This is a genomic window from Kitasatospora sp. NPDC093102 (genome assembly GCF_040683915.1).
Lineage (GTDB): Bacteria > Actinomycetota > Actinomycetes > Streptomycetales > Streptomycetaceae > Kitasatospora.
On sequence record NZ_JBFBFA010000009.1, the window covers coordinates 242,903 to 262,047 of the forward strand.

Annotated in this window: 15 protein-coding genes; 10 read left to right on the top strand and 5 right to left on the bottom strand. The window is 72.5% G+C overall.

The genetic code is table 11. The annotated features are described in order from the left end of the window. Positions 1 to 18 precede the first annotated feature (18 nt). Complete coding sequence (locus AB0O11_RS15995) at positions 19 to 987, bottom strand: D-2-hydroxyacid dehydrogenase family protein (RefSeq protein WP_363386423.1); 969 nt, start codon at positions 985 to 987, stop codon at positions 19 to 21. A gap of 148 nt (positions 988 to 1,135) precedes the next feature. Further along, positions 1,136 to 2,254 carry an alkene reductase gene (locus AB0O11_RS16000; protein WP_363386424.1) on the bottom strand — a complete coding sequence of 373 codons (1,119 nt, stop codon included), beginning with the start codon at positions 2,252 to 2,254 and terminating at the stop codon, positions 1,136 to 1,138. A 118-nt stretch (positions 2,255 to 2,372) separates the two neighbouring features. Here AB0O11_RS16000 and AB0O11_RS16005 point away from each other — a divergent pair, with 118 nt between their 5' ends. Together AB0O11_RS16005 and AB0O11_RS16010 are read left to right on the top strand one after the other, a co-directional pair. Beyond that, on the top strand, positions 2,373 to 2,978 hold the full coding sequence (locus AB0O11_RS16005; protein WP_363386426.1) for a TetR family transcriptional regulator: 606 nt from the start codon (positions 2,373 to 2,375) through the stop codon (positions 2,976 to 2,978). A 360-nt stretch (positions 2,979 to 3,338) separates the two neighbouring features. Beyond that, on the top strand, positions 3,339 to 5,402 hold the full coding sequence (locus AB0O11_RS16010; RefSeq protein WP_363386428.1) for a discoidin domain-containing protein: 2,064 nt from the start codon (positions 3,339 to 3,341) through the stop codon (positions 5,400 to 5,402). A gap of 78 nt (positions 5,403 to 5,480) precedes the next feature. On the opposite strand, the gene AB0O11_RS16015 is transcribed toward AB0O11_RS16010, so the two are convergent. Continuing rightward, complete coding sequence (locus AB0O11_RS16015) at positions 5,481 to 7,883, bottom strand: sodium-translocating pyrophosphatase (protein ID WP_363386430.1); 2,403 nt, start codon at positions 7,881 to 7,883, stop codon at positions 5,481 to 5,483. Between the two features lie 200 nt (positions 7,884 to 8,083). Here AB0O11_RS16015 and AB0O11_RS16020 point away from each other — a divergent pair, with 200 nt between their 5' ends. From AB0O11_RS16020 to AB0O11_RS16035, 4 genes are all read left to right on the top strand, one after another. Beyond that, entirely contained in the window at positions 8,084 to 8,569 is a 486-nt protein-coding gene (locus AB0O11_RS16020; protein ID WP_363386432.1) for an inorganic diphosphatase, read from the top strand. A 198-nt stretch (positions 8,570 to 8,767) separates the two neighbouring features. Next, positions 8,768 to 9,025, top strand: a complete 258-nt coding sequence (locus tag AB0O11_RS16025) for an AAA family ATPase (RefSeq protein ID WP_363386498.1) — start codon at positions 8,768 to 8,770, stop codon at positions 9,023 to 9,025. Positions 9,026 to 9,215: 190 nt separating this feature from the next. Continuing rightward, positions 9,216 to 9,407: a hypothetical protein gene (locus AB0O11_RS16030; RefSeq protein ID WP_363386434.1), complete on the top strand. Its 192-nt coding sequence runs from the start codon at positions 9,216 to 9,218 to the stop codon at positions 9,405 to 9,407. 7 nt (positions 9,408 to 9,414) lie between these two features. Then, complete coding sequence (locus AB0O11_RS16035; RefSeq protein WP_363386436.1) at positions 9,415 to 12,222, top strand: AAA family ATPase; 2,808 nt, start codon at positions 9,415 to 9,417, stop codon at positions 12,220 to 12,222. Positions 12,223 to 12,231: 9 nt separating this feature from the next. Here the strand turns inward: AB0O11_RS16035 and AB0O11_RS16040 are convergent, their stop codons facing one another. After that, a complete protein-coding gene (locus AB0O11_RS16040) occupies positions 12,232 to 13,047 on the bottom strand; it encodes an alpha/beta hydrolase (protein ID WP_363386438.1) in 816 nt (271 codons plus the stop codon). A 231-nt stretch (positions 13,048 to 13,278) separates the two neighbouring features. Here AB0O11_RS16040 and AB0O11_RS16045 point away from each other — a divergent pair, with 231 nt between their 5' ends. The 4 genes from AB0O11_RS16045 (at position 13,279) to AB0O11_RS16060 (ending at position 16,342) form a co-directional block, all read left to right on the top strand. Then, positions 13,279 to 14,346, top strand: coding sequence for an alpha/beta hydrolase (locus AB0O11_RS16045; RefSeq protein ID WP_363386440.1), 1,068 nt, complete (start codon positions 13,279 to 13,281; stop codon positions 14,344 to 14,346). 34 nt (positions 14,347 to 14,380) lie between these two features. After that, positions 14,381 to 14,581 carry a hypothetical protein gene (locus tag AB0O11_RS16050; protein WP_363386442.1) on the top strand — a complete coding sequence of 67 codons (201 nt, stop codon included), beginning with the start codon at positions 14,381 to 14,383 and terminating at the stop codon, positions 14,579 to 14,581. Positions 14,582 to 15,037: 456 nt separating this feature from the next. Continuing rightward, positions 15,038 to 15,871 (top strand): alpha/beta hydrolase, encoded by an 834-nt coding sequence (locus tag AB0O11_RS16055; RefSeq protein ID WP_363386444.1) that lies wholly within the window; start codon positions 15,038 to 15,040, stop codon positions 15,869 to 15,871. Positions 15,872 to 16,057: 186 nt separating this feature from the next. Next, positions 16,058 to 16,342, top strand: coding sequence for a helix-turn-helix transcriptional regulator (locus AB0O11_RS16060; RefSeq protein WP_363386446.1), 285 nt, complete (start codon positions 16,058 to 16,060; stop codon positions 16,340 to 16,342). Between the two features lie 30 nt (positions 16,343 to 16,372). Here the strand turns inward: AB0O11_RS16060 and AB0O11_RS16065 are convergent, their stop codons facing one another. Then, positions 16,373 to 19,093, bottom strand: coding sequence for a LuxR family transcriptional regulator (locus AB0O11_RS16065; protein ID WP_363386448.1), 2,721 nt, complete (start codon positions 19,091 to 19,093; stop codon positions 16,373 to 16,375). Positions 19,094 to 19,145 lie beyond the last annotated feature (52 nt).

The window sequence follows — 19,145 nt, forward strand, 5'->3', positions numbered from 1 at the left end:
GCCCCTGGTCGGCGCCGCTCAGCGCCCCGTCGGAGGCTGGGTGACGACGCGTACCGGTCGTCCCGCCCGGAAGGCGGCGATGTCCTCGACCGCGTCGCGGTAGAAGAGCTCGTAGAGCTCGCGGGTCACGTAGCCGATGTGCGGGGTGAGCACGGTGTTCGGCAGCGTACGGAAGGGGTGGTCGGCGGGCAGCGGCTCCACGTCGTAGACGTCGAGGGCCGCGCAACGGATGGCCTGGCGCCGCAGCGTGTCCAGCAGGGCGTCCTGATCGACGATCGGGCCGCGCGAGGTGTTCACCAGGATCGCGGACGGCTTCATCGCGGCGAGTTCCGCGCCGCCGACCAGTCCTCTGGTGCGGTCGCTGAGCACCAGGTGCACCGAGAGCACGTCCGCGTCGGCGAACAGCTCCTGCTTGGTCACCGCCGTCACCCCGTGCCCGGCCGCGCGTTCGGGCGTGAGGTTCTGGCTCCAGGCGATGGTGTCCATGCCGAACGCCTGGCCGATCCTGGCGACACTGCTGCCCAGGTTCCCCAGTCCGAGGAGGCCGAGGGTCTTTCCGTGCAGCCCGGTGCCGACCGTGTGTTGCCAGCCGCCGTCCCGCATCGCCCGCTCCTCCGCCGGGAGGTTGCGCGCGGCGGCGAGGATCAGCGCCCAGGTGAGCTCGGCGGTGGGCTCCCCGAAGTACCCGGTCCCGGAGACCACGATGCCCTGCCGAGTGGCGGCCTGCACGTCGATCGCCGCGTTCCCAGGGCCGGTGGTGACCAGCAGCCTCAGATCGGGCAGTCGGCGCAGCACCTCGGCGGTGAACCACGTGCGCTCGCGCATCGCGACGACCACCTCGAAGCCGGCGAGCCTGCGGACCAGTTCGTCCGCATCGGCGATGTGGTCGGTGAACACCTCGACCTCGGCGTCCAGCCGGCCCCAGTCAGCGCACCCGAAAGCGACCCCCTGGTAGTCGTCGAGGATCGCGACCTTCACGTCAGTCATGCTACGGCGCTCCTTGGGGTGGCGCAGGTTGGGTGGGAGTGACCGCAACCGCCCCACCCGACCTCCGGGCCCCGACGCGGGTACGGGGGTCAGCGGTCCTCGGGGAAGGTGTGCGTCGGCTTCGTGACGCTCTCTCCTTCGAGGACGGTCAGCCCCGGACGGGGGCCGGCTCGGGGGCGGCGAAGACCGGGTAGTCGGTGTATCCGGCGGGGCCGGCGGCGTAGACGGTGCTCCAGTCGATCTCCGCGAGCGGGGCGCCGGCGGCGAGGCGGGCCGGCAGGTCGGGGTTGGCGATGAACGGGCGGCCGAAGGCGATGACGTCGGCCAGGCCGGTCTCGATCAGGCGGGCGCCGCGTTCGCCGGTCATGCGGGTGTTGGCGATCAGCGTCCCGTCGAACAGCGGCCGGAAGTGCGCGAACATCGCGTCACCGGACAGCCCTGCCAAGGGAGTTCCGGTGAAGTCGGTCTGGGCGCCCATCAGCAGCAGGTGGGACAGGCCCGTCAGCCGGGAGACGACGTACTCGGCTGCGGGCAGGGTCTCGTCGTCGGCCTGGAACGGGCCGGATTCGTGCATCGGGCTCAGCTTGACGCCGGTGCGCTGCGGGCCGACCGCGGAGACGACCGCGTCGACGATCTCCAGGGTCAGGCGGGCCCTGTTCTCGATCGATCCGCCGTAGGCGTCGGTGCGCCGGTTGGTGGCCCTGTTGAGGAACTGCGCCGGCAGGTAGAGGAAGTTCGCCAGGATCTGCACGCCGTCGAACCCCGCCGCGATCGCGTTGCGGGCGGCCTGCGCGTAGTCGGCCACGGTCCGGCGGATCTCGGCCAGGGACATCTCGCGCGGGGTGACCGTCGGCACCCGGCCCGCCGCGGTGACGCTGCGCTGCACGGGGTCGACGGCCGAGGCGGACACCGGCAGCGCCCCGGCGCGCAGGTCCGGGTGCGAGATGGAGCCGGTGTGCCACAGCTGGGCGATCATCCGGCTGCCGGCGCCGTGCACGGCCTCCGTCACCCGCTGCCAGCCGGCCACCTGCTCCGCGCTCCACAGCCCGGGCGTGTCGTGCCAGCCGAAGCCGTCCGGGCTGACCGCGGTGGCCTCCCCCACGATCACCCCCGCCGCGGCCCGCTGGGCGTAGTACGCCGCCTGCACGTCGGTCGGCACGTGGCCAGGGTTGTCGGCGCGCATCCGGGTCAGCGGGGCCATCGCGATCCTGTTCGGCAACTCCAGGTCACCCATGCGGACCGGGGTGAACAACGGCGCGAGGTTCATGGAGGTCTCCCTTCCTTCACCCATCACAATGTCGATTGACATTGTTCTACGCCCATCCCGGCCCTTTGTCAATGTCAATCGACATCGTCTAGGCTTGGGAACCGAAGGAGGTGCCCGCATGGGGGTGTCCAGGGAGAAGGCCGCACAGAACCGCACGGCGATCGTCGAGGCCGCCGAGGCGCTGTTCCGCGCGCGCGGCGTCGAGGCCGTCGGGCTGGTCGAGCTGATGGCGGCCGCCGGCATGACCCGTGGCGGCTTCTACAACCACTTCGCCTCCAAGGCGGCCCTGGTCGACGAGGTCGTCGCCCGGTCCATGGCCAAGGGCGAGGAGAACCTGACCGCCCTCCTGGAGGACTCCCGACAGCGGGGCCACGACCCGGTGGACGGCCAGATCGACTGGTACCTCTCCCCGGAGCACCGCGCCGACGTCGACCACGGCTGCCCCAACGCCGGGTTCCTCGGTGACGCCCCCCGGTTCGACGACGACGCCCGCGCCGACTACACCGCCGGACTGACCGCCAACATGCGCCTGTTCGCCCGGGCCGTCCAGGAAGCCACCGGCCTCGACGAACAGGACGCCTGGCAGCGCGCGCTCGCCCTGTTCAGCCAGATGGCCGGCGCCCTCCTCCTCGCCCGCGCGGTCGCCACCACCGACCCGGACCTCTCCGACCGCATACTCGCCGCCGCCCGCAAGGACCTGCACGCCCGGGCCCACAGCGGCTGACACCGGACACCGCCCCGCCACCTTCGACCCGGCCGCCGCACCGCTCGACACGAGCGCGAACGACAGGCCCGTCGAGTCCGACCACGTCCGACCACCACCACGCCGCCGAAGACTCACGGCAACAAGGCCCGCTACCACAGCGGCAGTTGAGCCGGGTGCGCGCGGAAGACCGGTGGATCCGACCGGCCGCGCCGACCCGAGTCCATGCACGGCTATTGACACATGTTCCAACAGTGGCGATTCTCATCACACCGAGTGCGCGGTTCATGACAGCCGGCCCGGCCGGGCCGGTCCGCGCGTCCCGGACGATGCCCGGTGCCCGGCCGCGCCACCCCCTCACCTCGGACGCGGGTGGTGACCATGCACCAACTCCCCTACAGCAGGCGCGGATTCGTCACACTTCTGGCCGCACTCCTCACCCTGGCCACCCTGGTGTTCGCCGCTCCGGCGCCAGCGGCGCCGGGCGAGACGGGCTGGTGGAACCCGACCGCGCGGCCCGCGCCCGACTCGCAGGTCAACGTCACGGGCGAGCCGTTCCGCGGGACCGACGCCCAGGGGCGGGTCCGGGGCTTCGTCGACGCGCACGACCACATCATGGCCAACGAGGCGTTCGGCGGCCGGCTCATCTGCGGCAAGTCCTTCTCCGAAGCCGGGATCGCGGACGCGCTGAAGGACTGTCCCGAGCACTACCCCGACGGCTCGCTCGCCATCTTCGACTTCATCACCAAGGGCGGCGACGGCAAGCACGACCCGGTCGGCTGGCCGACCTTCGCGGACTGGCCGGCCCACGACTCGCTCACTCACCAGCAGAACTACTACGCGTGGATCGAACGGGCCTGGCGCGGCGGTCAGCGGGTCCTGGTCAACGACCTGGTCACCAACGGGGTGATCTGCTCGGTCTACTTCTTCAAGGACCGCAGCTGCGACGAGATGACCTCCATCCGTCTCCAGGCGCAGAAGACGTACGAGCTGCAGGCCTATGTCGACACGATGTACGGCGGGCCGGGCAAGGGCTGGTTCCGGATCGTCACCGACAGCGCGCAGGCGCGCGAGGTGGTCAAGCAGGGCAAGCTGGCCGTCGTCCTCGGTGTGGAGACCTCCGAGCCGTTCGGCTGCAAGCAGATCCTCGATGTCGCCCAGTGCAGCAAGGCCGACATCGACCGCGGTCTGGACGAGCTGTACGGCCTGGGCGTGCGCAGCATGTTCCTCTGCCACAAGTTCGACAACGCGCTCTGCGGGGTGCGCTTCGACGAGGGCGCGCTCGGGACGGCGATCAACGTCGGCCAGTTCCTCTCGACCGGCACCTTCTGGAAGACCGAGAAGTGCGCCGGGCCGCAGCACGACAACCCGATCGGTCTCGCCCCGGCGCCCGAGGCGCAGAAGCAGCTCCCCGCGGGGGTGGCGGTGCCGGCCTACGCCGGCGACGCGCAGTGCAACAGCCGTGGGCTGACCGAGCTCGGCGAGTACGCGGTGCGCGGGCTGATGAAACGCAAGATGATGCTCGAGGTCGACCACATGAGCGTCAAGGCGGCCGGGCGCTCGTTCGACATCCTGGAGTCCGAGTCCTACCCGGGCGTGATCTCCTCGCACAGCTGGATGGACCTCGACTGGATCGAGCGCGTCTACAAGCTCGGCGGTTTCGTCGCCCAGTACATGAACGGCGCCGAGGCGTTCAGCTCGGAGGCCAAGCGCACCGACGCGCTGCGCGACAAGTACCACGTGGGGTACGGCTACGGCACCGACATGAACGGCGTCGGCGGCTGGCCCGGCCCGCGCGGGGCGAACACCGCCAACCCGGTGCGCTACCCGTTCCGCAGCGCGGACGGCGGATCCCTCATCGACCGCCAGACCACCGGCGCGCGCACCTGGGACATCAACACGGACGGCGCCGCGCACTACGGTCTGGTACCGGACTGGCTGGAGGACATCCGGCAGGTCGGCGGCCAGGACGTGGTGGACGACCTCTTCCGCGGCGCCGAGTCCTACCTCACCACCTGGGGGGCCTCGGAGCAGCACCGGGCGACGGTGAACCTGGCCGCGGGCCGCCCGGCCACGGCCAGCACCACCGAGTGGTGGAACCCGTTCGTCAACTACGCGCCCGGCCAGGCGGTGGACGGGGACCCGGGTACCCGCTGGGCCAGCGAGTGGAACGACGACCAGTGGCTCCAGGTCGACCTCGGGTCCACCACCCTGGTCGGGCGCGTCACGCTGGACTGGGAACGCGCCTACGGGCGGGCGTACCGGATCGAGGTCTCCACCGACGGGAGCAGCTGGCAGTCGGTATGGTCCACCACCACCGGGGACGGCGGCCTGGACACCGCACGGTTCACCGGCGTCCCGGCCCGCTACGTCCGCGTCCACGGGGTGCAGCGCGGCACCCAGTGGGGCTACTCGCTGTACGAGGTCGGCGTCTACAGCAGCTAGTACCGCAACGACGCCCACGGCGACGAGGCTCCAGCTCCCGGGCTGTGGCCTCGTCGTTCGTCGTGGCCCGGAGGCCGGTCACCGGACGGGCGCGGGCTCCTCCGGCGCGCGGGTGCCGGTGGGGGTTTCGTCGCTGCCGACGGTGATGCCCCGGCGCTTGGAGATCCACACGGCGAGGACCACGACGGCCAGGGCCGGCAGGGCGATGGCCAACCGGAGGCCCAGGTCGGCATGCGAGCCGAAGCTGAGTTCGACGATCGCGGGCGCCACCAGGAGGGAGACCAGGTTCATCACCTTCAGCAGCGGGTTGATGGCCGGTCCGGCGGTGTCCTTGAAGGGGTCGCCCACCGTGTCGCCGATGACGGTGGCCGCGTGCGCGGGGCTGCCCTTGCCGCCGTGGTGACCGTCCTCGATCAGTTTCTTGGCGTTGTCCCAGGCACCGCCCGAGGTCGCCAGGAAGACGGCCATCAGGGTGCCCGTGCCGATCGCTCCGGCCAGGTAGGAGCCCAGCGGGCCGACGCCGAGGAGGAAGCCGAGGGCGATCGGGGTCAGCACGGCGAGCAGGCCCGGGGTGACCAGTTCGCGCAGCGCGTCGCGGGTGCAGATGTCCACCACCCGGCCGTACTCGGGCCGCTCGGTGCCGTCCATGATGCCGGGCCGGGTCCGGAACTGGCGCCGGACCTCGAAGACGACCGCGCCGGCGGAGCGCGAGACGGCGTTGATCGCCAGGCCGGAGAAGAGGAAGACGACGGCGGCGCCGACCAGCAGGCCGACCAGGTTGTCGGGCTGGTCGATGGCCAGGCTCAGGCTCGCGCCGTGGGCGGCCGGGCCGATCTGTGCCTCGGCGGTCGCGATGGTGTCGGTGTAGGAGCCGAACAGCGCGGTGGCGGCGAGCACCGCGGTGGCGATGGCGATGCCCTTGGTGATCGCCTTGGTGGTGTTGCCGACGGCGTCCAGTTCGGTGAGCACCTGGGCGCCGGCGCCGGTGATGTCTCCGGACATCTCCGCGATGCCCTGGGCGTTGTCGGAGACCGGGCCGAAGGTGTCCATCGCGACGATCACACCGACGGTGGTCAGCAGTCCGGTCCCGGCCAGCGCGACCGCGAACAGGGACAGGATCAGCGAGCCGCCGCCGAGCAGGAAGGCACCGTAGACGGCGGCTCCGATGGCCACGGCGGAGTACACAGCCGATTCCAGGCCGAGCGCGACACCGGAGAGCACCACGGTGGCCGGCCCGGTCAGCGAGGTCCTGCCCAGGTCCCGTACCGGGCGGCGGGTGGTCTCGGTGAAGTAGCCGGTCAGCTGCTGGATGACGGTGGCCAGCACGATCCCGATGGCCACCGCGGCCAGGGCGAACGCCCGCGGACTGCCCGCGTGCCCGGCGATCTCGGCAGGCACCCCGTGCAGTCCGGAGAAGCGGGCCGGCAGGAACGCGAAGACCGCGCCCGCCACCAGAACGAGGGACACCGCGGCGGAGACGATGAAGCCGCGGTTGATGGCGGTCATCCCGCTGCGGTCCGTGGGCCGCGGGGAGACCGTCCCGATGCCCAGGACCGCCGTGAGCACCCCGATGGCGGGCACCACCAGAGGGAAGGTCAGCCCGTCGTCACCGAAGGCGGCCGTGCCCAGGATCAGCGCGGCGACCAGGGTCACGGCGTAGGACTCGAACAGGTCGGCCGCCATCCCCGCACAGTCGCCCACGTTGTCACCCACGTTGTCGGCGATCGTCGCCGCGTTGCGGGGATCGTCCTCGGGGATCCCCTGCTCGACCTTGCCCACCAGGTCCGCGCCCACGTCCGCGGCCTTGGTGAAGATCCCACCGCCCACCCGCATGAACATCGCCAGCAACGCCGCACCGAAGCCGAAGCCCTCCAGCACCTTCGGCGCGTTCGCCTGGTAGATCAGCACCACCGTGGCCGCCCCCAGGAGACCCAGCCCCACGGTGAACATCCCCACCACTCCACCGGTGCGGAAGGCGATCCGCATCGCCCGGTGCGACACCGCTCGCACGATCGACGCCGCCGTCGGTCCCGCCTCGGACTCGATGGCCGGGAGCGGCGCCGTCCCTGCCCGGGCCGCCGCCGCCACCCGGACATTGCTGCGCACCGCGAGCTGCATCCCGACGTACCCCGTCGTCGCCGAGAACGCCGCCCCGACCAGGAAGAACACCGAACGCCCGATCCGCTGCCCCCAGTTGTCCGCCGGCAACAGCAACAGCACGAAGGGCACCACGCCGGCGAAGACGCCCAGGGTGCGGAACTGGCGCCTCAGGTAGGCGTTCGCACCCTCCTGAACCGCCCCGGCGATCCGCCGCATCGTCTCGGTGCCCTCGTCCGCGGCCAGGACCTGGCGTACGAGCGCCCAGGCCACCACCAGGGCTCCTGCCCCGATCACCGCGACGATCACCAACAGCGTTCGGCCCGACCCGGTCAACTCGGGTGCGGCCGCAACGGATGCGCCCACATGAAAGATCCCAGCCATTCCGTCCTCCTTGACGTCGTGCCTGGGCGCCGGGCCCGCGAATCAGCCGCCCGGGAGCAACAGAACGAGGCTAACCCCGGGGTCTGGAGGTCTCCACGGGGGTTAGGGCAATCGCGCACCCGGCGTGCGGCGGCGGGTGATCCCCTCGAAGATGGTGCTGCCGACGCCGTCGGACGCCACGGACCGCGAAGGAGAGCGACATGGACTTCGAGGTGATCGTCGAGATCCCGCAGGGGTCACGCAACAAGTACGAGATGGACCATGCCACCGGACGGATCCGCCTGGACCGGATGCTCTTCACGGCCACCCGCTATCCGGCCGACTACGGGTTCATCGAGGACACCCTCGGCGGGGACGGCGACCCTCTCGACGCCCTCATACTCGTCGACGAGCCCACCTTTCCGGGCTGCGGCATCACCTGCCGCGCCATCGGCATGTTCGTCATGACCGACGAGAAGGGGCCGGACGAGAAGATCCTCTGTGTGCCCGCTCACGACCCCCGCTTCGCCCGTCTGCAGGACATCGACGACATGCCCCAGCACGACCTGCAGGAGATCACCCACTTCTTCGAGGTCTACAAGGACCTCGAACCCGGAAAGTCCGTCGAAGGCTCCCACTGGGCGAACAAGGCCGACGCCTACGCCGAGATCGAGACCTCACGCTCCAGAGCCGCCGCCGCCCAGTAGACCCGCCGTGCTGTCGAGGAGGGCGGCCGGTCGGGCCCGTGCCGGACACTGGTCGCTCCCGGCCCGGGTACTGGCCAGGGTTCGACACTGGCTCGACCGGCCCGTAGTCCCGGGATCGTGATCGGTGGACGCCGACCGGCTTCCATTGCGGCGAAGGAGCTGACAAGGGTGGAGCCTGTTGGCGAGGACGGGCCGGACGTGACGGGGAATCCGTTGGCGCCACCGCTTTGCGGACGCACCCGGGAACAGGAAGAGCTCGATCGGCTGTTGCTCGACCTGCGCCGCGGACACAGCCGCGTACTGGTCCTGCGCGGGGAGTCCGGCGTCGGCAAGACCGCCCTGCTCACCTATCCGGCGGGTCGCGCCCGGCGGGTCGCGTCGTCCGCACGGTCGGGGTGGAGACCGAATCCGAGATCGCGCACTCGGCTCTCCAGCAGATGTGCGCTTCGCTGCTGAGCCATCTGGACCGGTTGCCGGCGGCGCAGCGAGCCGCTCTGGCGACGGCGCTGGGGCTGGAGCTGGAGCTGGAGCTCGGACCGGGCGATGGCGAATCACCCGGCTGTCTGCTGACCGGACTGGCCGTGCCGGGCCTGTTCGCCGAAGCCGCCGCTGTCGAGCCGCTGGTCCGTGTCGCGGACGACGCGCAGTGGATCGACGGGATCTCCGCGGCCGTCAGGTGGACGGGCTCCGCGACGACGACGCCCGGGCGTTGCTCGACTCGGTGCTGCCCGGTCCGGTGCACCCCCGCGTGCGGGACGCGATCGTCGCCGAAGCACGCGGCAACCCGCCGGCGCTGATGGAGCTGCCGCGCGGTGAGAGCGAAATCAGGAAGGGGTAGGGGGGACATGGCTGGGTTGCAGCGATGGGGCGTCACCACGACGATGGTGGGCCGCGAGGACGAGCAGGCGGAGCTCGTGGCGTTCGTGAAGTCCGCCACGGGCCAGGCTCTCGTCCTGCGGGGGGAGGCGGGGGTCGGCAAGAGTTCGTTGTTGAGCCACGCCGCCGCGCTGGCGGAGCAGGAGGGCCACGCGGTCATCCGGGCCGCCGGCGTCGAGGCGGAGTCCGCGCTGCCCTATGCCGGGCTGCATCAGTTCCTCCACCCGCTGCTCGCCGACGTCGCACGGTTGGATGACGGGACCCGGGCGGTGTTCGACGCCGTGTTCGGCGCAATGCAGGGCGATCCGCCCATGGTCATGACGCTCGGCATCGCCGTGCTCGGCCTGCTGGCGCTCGGCGCCGCACAACGGCCGCTGCTGCTGGTCCTCGACGACGGGCAATGGCTGGACGACGCCAGCGCCGACGTCTGCGGCTTCGTGGGCCGACGCCTGGCCGGCAGCCCGGTGAAGCTGCTGGTCGCGGTCCGCACCGACCTCACGTCGCGCTTCGACACCGCCGCACTGCCCGAACTGCCGGTCGCCGCCCTGGCCGACGAGGACGCGGCCCGTCTGCTGGACCACCGGTACCCGGAGCTGGGCCGACAGGTCCGCCGAACCGTTCTGGAGCAGGCCCAGGGCAATCCGCTGGCCCTGCTGGAGCTGCCCGCCCACTTCGCCGCCCGGTCGGGCGGCCTCCCGGCCGAAGAACTCATCGGCCGGGACGGCGTGCCCCTGCCCCGGCGGCTGCAACGGCTGTTCGGCACCCGCATCGCAGCCCTCGACGAGCGGGTGCGGACCGAGCTGCTGATGGGCGCGCTCGACGGCGCCGGGACCCCGAGCGGCACCGACGCCGTCCCCGGCACCCGTTACGGCATGCGCGACGCCGACGCGGCAGTGGCCGCCGGACTGCTGGACATCGAAGTGGTCACCGGTGATTTCGTCTTCCGGCACCCGCTGGTGCGTTCCGCCGTCGTGCAGATGGCCACTCCCAACCAGCGCCGCGCCGCGCACCTGGCGCTGGCACAGGTCCACCGGGAGAACCTCGAACGCCGGGCGACGCACCTGGCGGCGGCCACGGTCGATCCGGACGAGGACGTCGCCGGCGTCCTGGAGGCGGCGGCCGAGTCGGCGACCCGGCGCGGCGGCGCACTCGCCGCCGTGGCCTGGCTGACCCGGGCCGCCGAGCTCAGCGAGAACCACGCCGGCCGCTCCCGGCGGCTGGCCGACGCGGCCTTCGTCGCCGCTCACGCCGCCCGCCTCGGCCAGGCGCACCGGCTGGTCCAGGCGCACCTCGCGCCCGGTTCGACGGAGTCGACGGCCTCGGTGCTGGCGGCCGGCTACCAGGCGCTCTACCAGGACGGGGACGTGCGCTCCACCCACCGACAGGTCTCGGCCGCGATCGAGAAGCTGCGGGACGCCCGGACGGCCTCCGGCTCGGCCGAGCCGGAGGAGGTCCTCACCCGGCTGGTGATCCTGCTCCTGGCGATCAGTCAGTACAACGGGGACCGCGCGACCTGGGAGAGCACCCACGAACTCCTCGTCTCCATGGGCGACCTCGTCACCGAACGCGTCCGCCTCTACAGCGGCACCTGGAGCGACGTGACCAGGCACGGAGCCGACTGGGCCGAGCCGGTACGACAGGCCGCCGCGAACCTGCCGGATCTGGAACCCTGGGACGTCAGCCGGCACGCCACGGCCGCGTACCACCTCGACATCCTGAGCCACTACCGCCCCCACCTCCAGCGGGTGGTGGACCGCGAGCTGGAGACCGGGGCCATGGCCACCGGCATGGTCATGCTGCACCAGATCATGCTCGACCAGATGGCGGTCGGCGAATGGGCCGAGGCCGAGGAGACCGGGCAGCGCGGCCTGGCCCTGGCCACCGAGCGCGGCCACCACCTGTTCGCCGCCCAGAGCCGCGCGTACCTGGCCCAGCTCGCGGCGCTGCGCGGACAGGTCGGGCGGGCGCGGGACCTCCAGGCCGAGGCGGACGCCTGGGCCCGCCCGCGCGGCCTGGGCTTCCTGACCCAGATAGCCGACTCCGCCGGCGCGACCGCCGCGCTGAGCTCCGGCGACTACGAGACCGCGTACCTCTACGCCATCGGCATCACCCAGCCGGGCACCTTCCGGCCCTACGCGTACCAGGCCTCGCGCACCCTGCTCGATCTCGTCGAGGCCGCCCAGCACACCGGACGCGTCGAGCAGGCCCGGGCGCACGCCCTCGCCGCCCGCGACGCCGGTCTGCCGTCCGTGTCGCCCCGCCTGGGACTGATCACCTACGGCGCGCTGGCGATGACCGCCGAGAACGAGCGGGAGGCCGTCGAGATGTTCGGGCGGGCCGAATCCCACCCGGACGCCGCCCGCTTCCCGTTCGAGCTGGCCCGGATCCGGCTGGCGCACGGCATCCGGGTGCGCCACGTCCAGGGCCTGGCGGCGGCGCGGCAGTACCTGATCCCGGCGGCCGAGGCGTTCGAGCGGCTGGGCGCGGCCGGCTGGGCCGAGCGGGCCCGGGCCGAACTGCGCGCCACCGGGGCCCCGCCCCGCGCCTCGACGCTGAAGCCGGCCTCGCTGACCTGGCAGGAACGCCGCATCGCCGACCTGGCCGCCGGCGGCCTGACGAACAAGGAGATCGGCGAGCGGATGCACCTGTCGCCGCGTACCGTCAGCTCGCACCTGTACCGCGTCTTCCCCAAGCTGGGCATCACGGCCCGGGCGGCGCTGCGCGACGCGCTGAGCCGGACCGACGCGCTGAGCCGGACCGACGTGGCGCAGGTCTGATGCCTGCGCTCAGTCCCGTGCGACCACGGCCTCGATGCCGTTGGCGGCCAGCCAGACGAGGACGTGGTCGGCGACCGAACGCCAGCCGCTGTCGAACACCAGGGAGTGCCCTCGGTCGGCGAACTGCTTCAGATCCGTCACGGCGCAGGAGTCGCCGTAGAGCTTGTAGACGGAGCGGGTCACGCCGTCCGGGACCATCCGGTCCTCCTGGCCGGACACGAGCAGGAGCGGCCCGCGCGCCGAGTTGGCCGTGTCCACGACGATGTCGGCCGGCCCGGCGGCGGTGCGATCGAGCCCGAGGTCCCCGAGCAGCCGGAGCGGGGCCGGGACGGCGTACCGGTCGAAGAGCTTCTCGGCCTCCTCCTCGCCGACCGCGTTGGCGACGACGTGTCGGAACCGGGTCCGGGGCAGCGGCTCGAAGCCCGGGTGCCGGGTCGAGCCGGCCGGCATCAGCGACCACGGCCGGGGTCTGCCGTCGTCCAGCGGCACACCGCCGGCCGGCACCGGCGCGAGGGCCACGGCGGCGCGGCCGAGGCCAGTGCCGAGGAGGTGCTGGGAGATGAGGCCGCCGGCCGAATGCCCGATGAGGACCGGCGGGTCGTCGAAGGTACGCACGATCTTCTCGTAGTGGGCCGTGAGCGCGGCGAGCCCGAGGTCGCGCAGCGGGCCGGGATCGCGGCGGACCTGGCCGGCGGTGGGGGCTTCGCCGGGCCAGCCCGGGACGCACACCGCGTAACCGTGCGCGGTGAACCGTTCGGCCCAGCCCTCCCAGGAGGACATGTGGAACCACGCACCGTGGATGAGGACGACGGGGGTTTGCTTCACGGCCAGACCTTCCGATTGCACACACGACGATCCGCCGGCATCGCGGCGCTCCTTCGAGGATCACCAAGCGGTAGGACGGCGGAAACAGTCGAATGACTGAATCTGGCGGCCCGGCAGACCCTTGGTACGTCTGCGATCGTCTTCGTGCGTCTCGACGTCATGTGACCGATGCGTCGGGCCGGTGGCCGAAGAACAGTGGAGGCATCAGCGGGTCTCCAGGAAGGATCAGACATGATCAACAGGCGTACCTTCACCAAAGCGGTCGGTCTCGGCGTGGGCGCCACGGCTGCGTCGGTCGGCGCGGCATCGAACGCGCCTGCCGCCTTCGCGGCCGGTTCCGACCGGCCCGGCCGCCCGGCCCCGGTCATCCCGGCCATCGCCCCGGGCACCCACACCACGTTCACCGACCTGAAGCGGGTCCAGGCCGGCGTGCTCGACATCGGCTACGCCGAGGCCGGACCCAAGCACGGGCCCGTGGTCATCTGCCTGCACGGCTGGCCCTACGACATCCACAGCTATGTCGACGTGGCGCCGCTGCTGGCGGACGCCGGCTACCGGGTGATCGTGCCGTACCTGCGGGGCCACGGCACCACGACCTTCCTGTCGCCGACGACCGTCCGCACCGGGCAGCAGTCCGCGATCGCCCTCGACATCGTCGCCCTGATGGACGCCCTGAAGATCCACGAGGCGGTGCTGGCAGGCTTCGACTGGGGCTCGCGGGCCGCCGGCACCATCGCGGCGCTGTGGCCGGAGCGGGTCAAAGCCTTGGTGGCGGTGAGCGGTTACCTCATCGTCAACATCCCTTCGCAGAAGAACCCGCTGCCGCCGAAGGCCGAGCACACCTGGTGGTACCAGTACTACTTCGCCACCGACCGCGGCCGCGTCGCCATGGAGACCAAGCAGAACCGGCACGACCTGTGCCGGCTGGTGTGGGACGAGGTGTCCCCGACCTGGAAGTTCGACGACGCCACCTTCGAGCGCACCGCCGCGGCGTTCGAGAACCCCGACTACGCCGCCATCGTGATCCACAACTACCGCTGGCGCCTGGGCCTGGCCGACGGCGAACGCCGCTACGACCGCTACGAGCAGCTGCTCGCGGCCCGGCCGGCCATCACCGTGCCGACCATCGCCCTGGACCCCGCCCTCGACCCGTTCCTGGCCACGACCGACGGCACCGGGTACCGGAAGTTCTTCACCGGCCGGTACGAGCACCGCGTGCTCACCGGCATCGGCCACAACGCGCCGCAGGAGGCGCCGACGGCGTTCGCCCAGGCCGTGGTGGACGCCGACCATCTGTGACCCACAAGCGTGTCGACCACATGGAGGTACGAACGTGAGTGATCCCAGTCCCAGCACGCACGAACAGGCGGCGGAAATCCGCGAGGCCCGATTCGGCGCGCTCCCGGAACGTGTCCCCTTCGAGGACATGGTCGAGGAGAAGGCGGTGCTGCCGGCATACCAGGCGGTGGACGCCCATGACCCCGACGCGTCAGCGGTCAGGTTCTCCTGCCTGGCAGCGGATCTGGGCCTCTGAGCACAGCGGGTCAGGCATGACGCGGCACTGGCAACACGGCATTCGGGTCCGCCCCCCCACCGGGGGACGGACCCGAACTTGCCGTGCCCCGGCCTCAGGCCGGCTGAGCCGCAGCCCGGCGTACCGTCCGGGTCGGCACGCCGGCCTGGACGATGAGGAAGATCCCGCCGCCGGTGTGGAGACGGCCGCGGCGGCGACCAGGGGAACACTCGCCGCGACGACGGTCAGGAACCGTCGTTTCATGATCTCTCCTCGGAATCGGGGGTGACGTCATCACTGCGGCCGCAGCGTCGATGACGGTGCATCAGTCACATGACGCCCAGTCGGCGAGGCCGCCCGGAGGCCCGGAAGGGCCGGAAGCGTGAAGTCACATGACCGATGCGTCGGGAACGGGCCGAGGGCGACAGTGGGGACCGCTGGATCCACCGCACTGTTCGAATCCCTTGGAGTGTTTCCATGTTCAGCATCGAGAACGGCCGCCTGCGCCGCTTCATCGCCGGTGCCGCCGCCGTCGTCGGCGCGTTCGCCGTCGTCGGCACCGCGAACGCCGCGACCCAGGACTCGGCCACCGACCGGGCCCCGAAGCCGACCGTCGTCCTGGAGCACGGCGCGTTCGCCGACGGCTCCAGCTGGGACGGCGTCATCGCCAAGCTGCGCCGCGACGGCTACCCGGTGGTGGCCGCCGCCAACCCGTTGCGCGGCCCGGCCTCCGACGCCGCCGCGCTGCGCAGCCTCGTCGACCACATCAAGGGCCCCGTCGTCCTGGTCGGCCACTCCTACGGCGGCTCGGTCATCAGCGAGGCCGCCGTCGGTGAGCCGCGGGTCAAGGCCCTCGTCTACGTCGCCGCGTTCCTGCCCGCGCCGGGCGAGTCCGCGCTGCAGCTGACCAACCGGTTCCCCGGCTCCACCCTGCCCGGCACGCTGGACCCGGTGCCGTTCACCAACGCCGACGGCAGCACCGGCACCGACCTGTACATCCAGCAGGACAGGTTCCGGGCGCAGTTCGCCGCCGACGTCCCGGCCGACCTGGCCGCGCAGGCGGCCGCGTCGCAGCGGCCGATCGCACAGGCCGCGCTGACGGAGAAGGCCACCGCCGCCGCCTGGCAGACCGTACCCAGCTGGGACATCGTCACGACCGAGGACCTCAATATCCCGGCCGCCGCGCAGCGGTTCATGGCCGAGCGCGCCCACGCCCACACCACCGAGGTGGCCGCGTCCCACTCCGTCGCGGTGTCCCACCCCGGCCTGGTGGCCGGCGTCATCGAGAAGGCTGCCCATGCCACCCGCTGATCCGGTGGCACACCTCCGCCACCGAGAGCCGGGAGGACGGATCCGGTCCACGCCCTCCACCCTCCCGGCTCGTCCCTCTCCGCGAGAGATCCGGCCTCCGAGAGAGGCGGCGCGCCCTGGACGCCTTCCGCCGCGACGAGCTGACGGTCGAAGAGGGGACGCGCTGGCTCGTCGTCGCCGCCCAGGTTGCGTGGGAGACCTGGGACGACGGGCGCCGAGGCGTTCGCCGAACGCACCCGCCGTGAACTCGCCGAGTGCGGGGTCTCGGTGTCACCGCCTGCCACGCAACGGACGGTCGAGCTGACGGAGCAGGAGAGCCGGATCGCCAGGCGCGCACGGGACGGCCGTTCGAACGCTGAGATCGGCGCCGAGCTCTTCCTCGGTGCCCGTACGGTCGAGTGGCACCTGCGCAAGGTGTTCACCGAACTCGGCATCAGCTCACGACGGGAGTTGCGCACCGTGCTGCCGTAGCCGTCCCACGGGCCCGTCGGACAACTGCGGTCACCGGCCGGACAGGGCGCCGTCGATCTCGCGGCGGGAGGAGATCCCCAGCTTGGCGAAGACCTTGCGCAGGTGCCACTCGACCGTGCGAGGGCTGAGGAACAACTGCGCGCCGATCTCCGCGTTCGGGTGCCCGGTCGCCGCGAGCCGGGCGATCTGTGCCTCCTGCGGGGTCAGGACCGGCGCGCCGGGGGTCCGCTTGCGGGCGGTCTCACCGGTGGCGAGCAACTCCCGCCGGGCCCGTTCCGCGAACGCCTCCATGCCCATCGCCGCAGCCGCCTCGTGCGCCGCGCGCAGTTCCGAACGGGCCTGTGCGCGCCGGTTCTGGCGGCGCAGCCATTCGCCGAACAGCAACCGGGCCCGAGCCTCGAACACGCCGAGCCCGCCTCGGCCGAAGTGGTCCACGGCCTCGCGGTAGCGGTCCTCGGCCTGCTCGGGTGCCCCGGTCAGGGCATCGGCGACCGCCTGCGCGCCGAGGGCCCAGGGCGTGCCGGCCCGGCTCCAGTCGGCCAGCCGCTCGCGCGCCCGGGCCGCCGCGGCCGGATCGCCGGCCCGGGCCGCCGCCTCGACCAGCTCGCTGCACGTCCAGAAGTGCACCACGAGGTCCTTGTGCTCTCCGCCGCGCAGCGCCGCTTCCATGGCGAGCGGATAGTTGCCCAGGCCGTTGTGGAGCACGGCCCTCGCGCACGCGGCTACGCCGACGAGTCGGCCCAGGCCGCGCTGCTCGCCTTCGTGTTCCATCGCCTCGATCGCTTCCAGGGCCGGTCGTTCCCGTCCCTGGTACGCGCTGATCAAGGCCGCCGTGGCCGTGCGCGTCACCGAGCCGGTGTCCTTCTCCAGGGCCGCGGCCTCGGCCAGCAGGTCGCCCGCTTGGGAGAAACGCCCCGCGAAGCCCAGCGCGGACGCCTGGTAGGGCAACGCCGTCGAGAGGAGCGACAGGGTTCCCGTCCGGCGGGCGAAGCGGACCGCCCGGTCGCCGATGTCCAGCCAGACCTGGAGGTCGCCCAGCTCCGCGGCGGCGTTCGCGGCCGCCCACAGGACGGACGGGTCCTCCTCGTCGGTGAGGGAGCGCAGCGCCCGCACCAACTGCGGGAAGGCGGCGGCCGGCCCGTCCACGCTCCGGGCGACCAGGGCCCTGAGGAAGACTTCCCCCGGCTCGTCGCCGGGCGGCAGGTCGCGAGCGGCCTCGGCGACCCGGCGCAGTGCGCCTTCGTCGTACCGGCCGGCCCAGATGGCCGCGTCGAACGCCGCGAGGCAGGTCTCCCGCGCGAGGGCCGGGTCGAGGTCCCTGAGCCGGCCCACCGCGTCGAGCAGCGGCTGCACCGCGCCCCTCCCCGAGTCGGTCATGGCCGACGCCTTGGCCCGCAGCCGGCTGGCGTGGGCCTGCTGGAGCCGGTCCAGCGGCCCCAGTTCGGCGGCGGCGAGCAGGTCGGGAACCCGGGCCGGCACGCCCGCGGCGAGATGGGCCGCTGCGGCCGCCAGCGCGCGCCGGGCCCGCTCGTCCGGGTCGGGGGTGAGCGCGGCGGCACGTTCCAGGAAGGCCGCGGCCGCTGCCCGGCCACCGCGCGCCAGGGCCCGGTCGGCGGAGCACTCCAGTGCGGCGGCGACCTGCTCGTCCGGCCCGACCGCGGCGTGGGCCTGGTGCCAGGCCCGCCGGTCGGGGTCGCGCTCGGCGTCGGTGGCCTCGGCCAGGGCGCGGTGCGCCGCGCGCAGGGTGGCGGCATCCGCGCCGCGCCAGACGGCCGAACGCACCAACGGGTGCCGGAACCGCACCGGGGCTCCCAGGGTGATCAGGTCGGCGGCCTCGGCCGGTGCCGCGGCGTCGACCCCGATGCCCATCAGGCGCAGAGCGTGCCACAACAGCGGGCCGTCGCCGACCGGTTCGACCGCCGCAACCAACAGCAGGGCGCGAGTGTCGGCCGGCAGCGCGTCGACACGCCGACGGAAGCCTTCCTCGATCCGGGTCGCCAGCGGGCCGGCGCCGGGGCCTCCGAAGCCGAACGCCAGCTCCGCCGGCGACAGGCCCCGGGGCAGCTCCAGCAAGGCGAGCGGGTTCCCGCCGGTCTCGGCGACGATCCGGTCCCGCACGCGGGCGTCGACCGGCCCCGGCAGGGCGCTGTCGAGCAGCGTCCGGGCGTCGGCGTCGGCCAGCCCGCGCAGGGCGAGCTCCGGCAGACCGGCGAAGCCCTCCTCCGGCCTCCCGCCGGTGGTCCGCTCGGCGAACACCAGCGCCACCGATTCGGCGTCCAGCCGCCGCCCGACGAACGCCAGGATCCGCTGGGACATCAGGTCCAGCCACTGCGCGTCGTCGACCAGGCACACCAGCGGGGACCGGGCCGCCGCCTCGGCGAAGAGACCGAGGACCGCGATCCCGACCAGCAGCATCTCCGGCGCCTTCCCCGCGCTCAGACCGAACGCGATCCTCAGCGCGTCCCGCTGCACCGCCGGCAGCCGGTCGAGCCTCGGCAGCAGCGGGGCGCACAGCTGCTGCAGGGCGGAGTAGGCGAACTCGGACTCGGCTTCGACGCCGGCCGCGCGGATGGTCTGCCACTGCCCCGCCCGCCCGGCCAGATGGTCGAGCAGCGCCGACTTGCCGACGCCCGCCTCACCCCGCAGCACCAGCACCCGGCTGCGCCCGTCACGCACCTCACGCAGCAGGCGGTCCAGCGCCTCCAACTCCCGGGTACGCCCGAGTAGCTGGTGGTTCGCGGGCTGCGGCATGGCACCTCCGGGACGAGTTCCTCCCGGAGGAGCTCCACCCATCCTACGAACA

What these genes read in the sequence shown, in the direction of transcription:
- AB0O11_RS15995 (WP_363386423.1), bottom strand. Translation starts at nt 987, where the DNA reads ATGACTGACGTGAAGGTCGCGATCCTCGACGACTACCAGGGGGTCGCT.
- AB0O11_RS16000 (WP_363386424.1), bottom strand. Translation starts at nt 2,254, where the DNA reads ATGAACCTCGCGCCGTTGTTCACCCCGGTCCGCATGGGTGACCTGGAG.
- AB0O11_RS16005 (WP_363386426.1), top strand. Translation starts at nt 2,373, where the DNA reads ATGGGGGTGTCCAGGGAGAAGGCCGCACAGAACCGCACGGCGATCGTC.
- AB0O11_RS16010 (WP_363386428.1), top strand. Translation starts at nt 3,339, where the DNA reads ATGCACCAACTCCCCTACAGCAGGCGCGGATTCGTCACACTTCTGGCC.
- AB0O11_RS16015 (WP_363386430.1), bottom strand. Translation starts at nt 7,883, where the DNA reads ATGGCTGGGATCTTTCATGTGGGCGCATCCGTTGCGGCCGCACCCGAG.
- AB0O11_RS16020 (WP_363386432.1), top strand. Translation starts at nt 8,084, where the DNA reads ATGGACTTCGAGGTGATCGTCGAGATCCCGCAGGGGTCACGCAACAAG.
- AB0O11_RS16035 (WP_363386436.1), top strand. Translation starts at nt 9,415, where the DNA reads ATGGCTGGGTTGCAGCGATGGGGCGTCACCACGACGATGGTGGGCCGC.
- AB0O11_RS16045 (WP_363386440.1), top strand. Translation starts at nt 13,279, where the DNA reads ATGATCAACAGGCGTACCTTCACCAAAGCGGTCGGTCTCGGCGTGGGC.
- AB0O11_RS16055 (WP_363386444.1), top strand. Translation starts at nt 15,038, where the DNA reads ATGTTCAGCATCGAGAACGGCCGCCTGCGCCGCTTCATCGCCGGTGCC.
- AB0O11_RS16065 (WP_363386448.1), bottom strand. Translation starts at nt 19,093, where the DNA reads ATGCCGCAGCCCGCGAACCACCAGCTACTCGGGCGTACCCGGGAGTTG.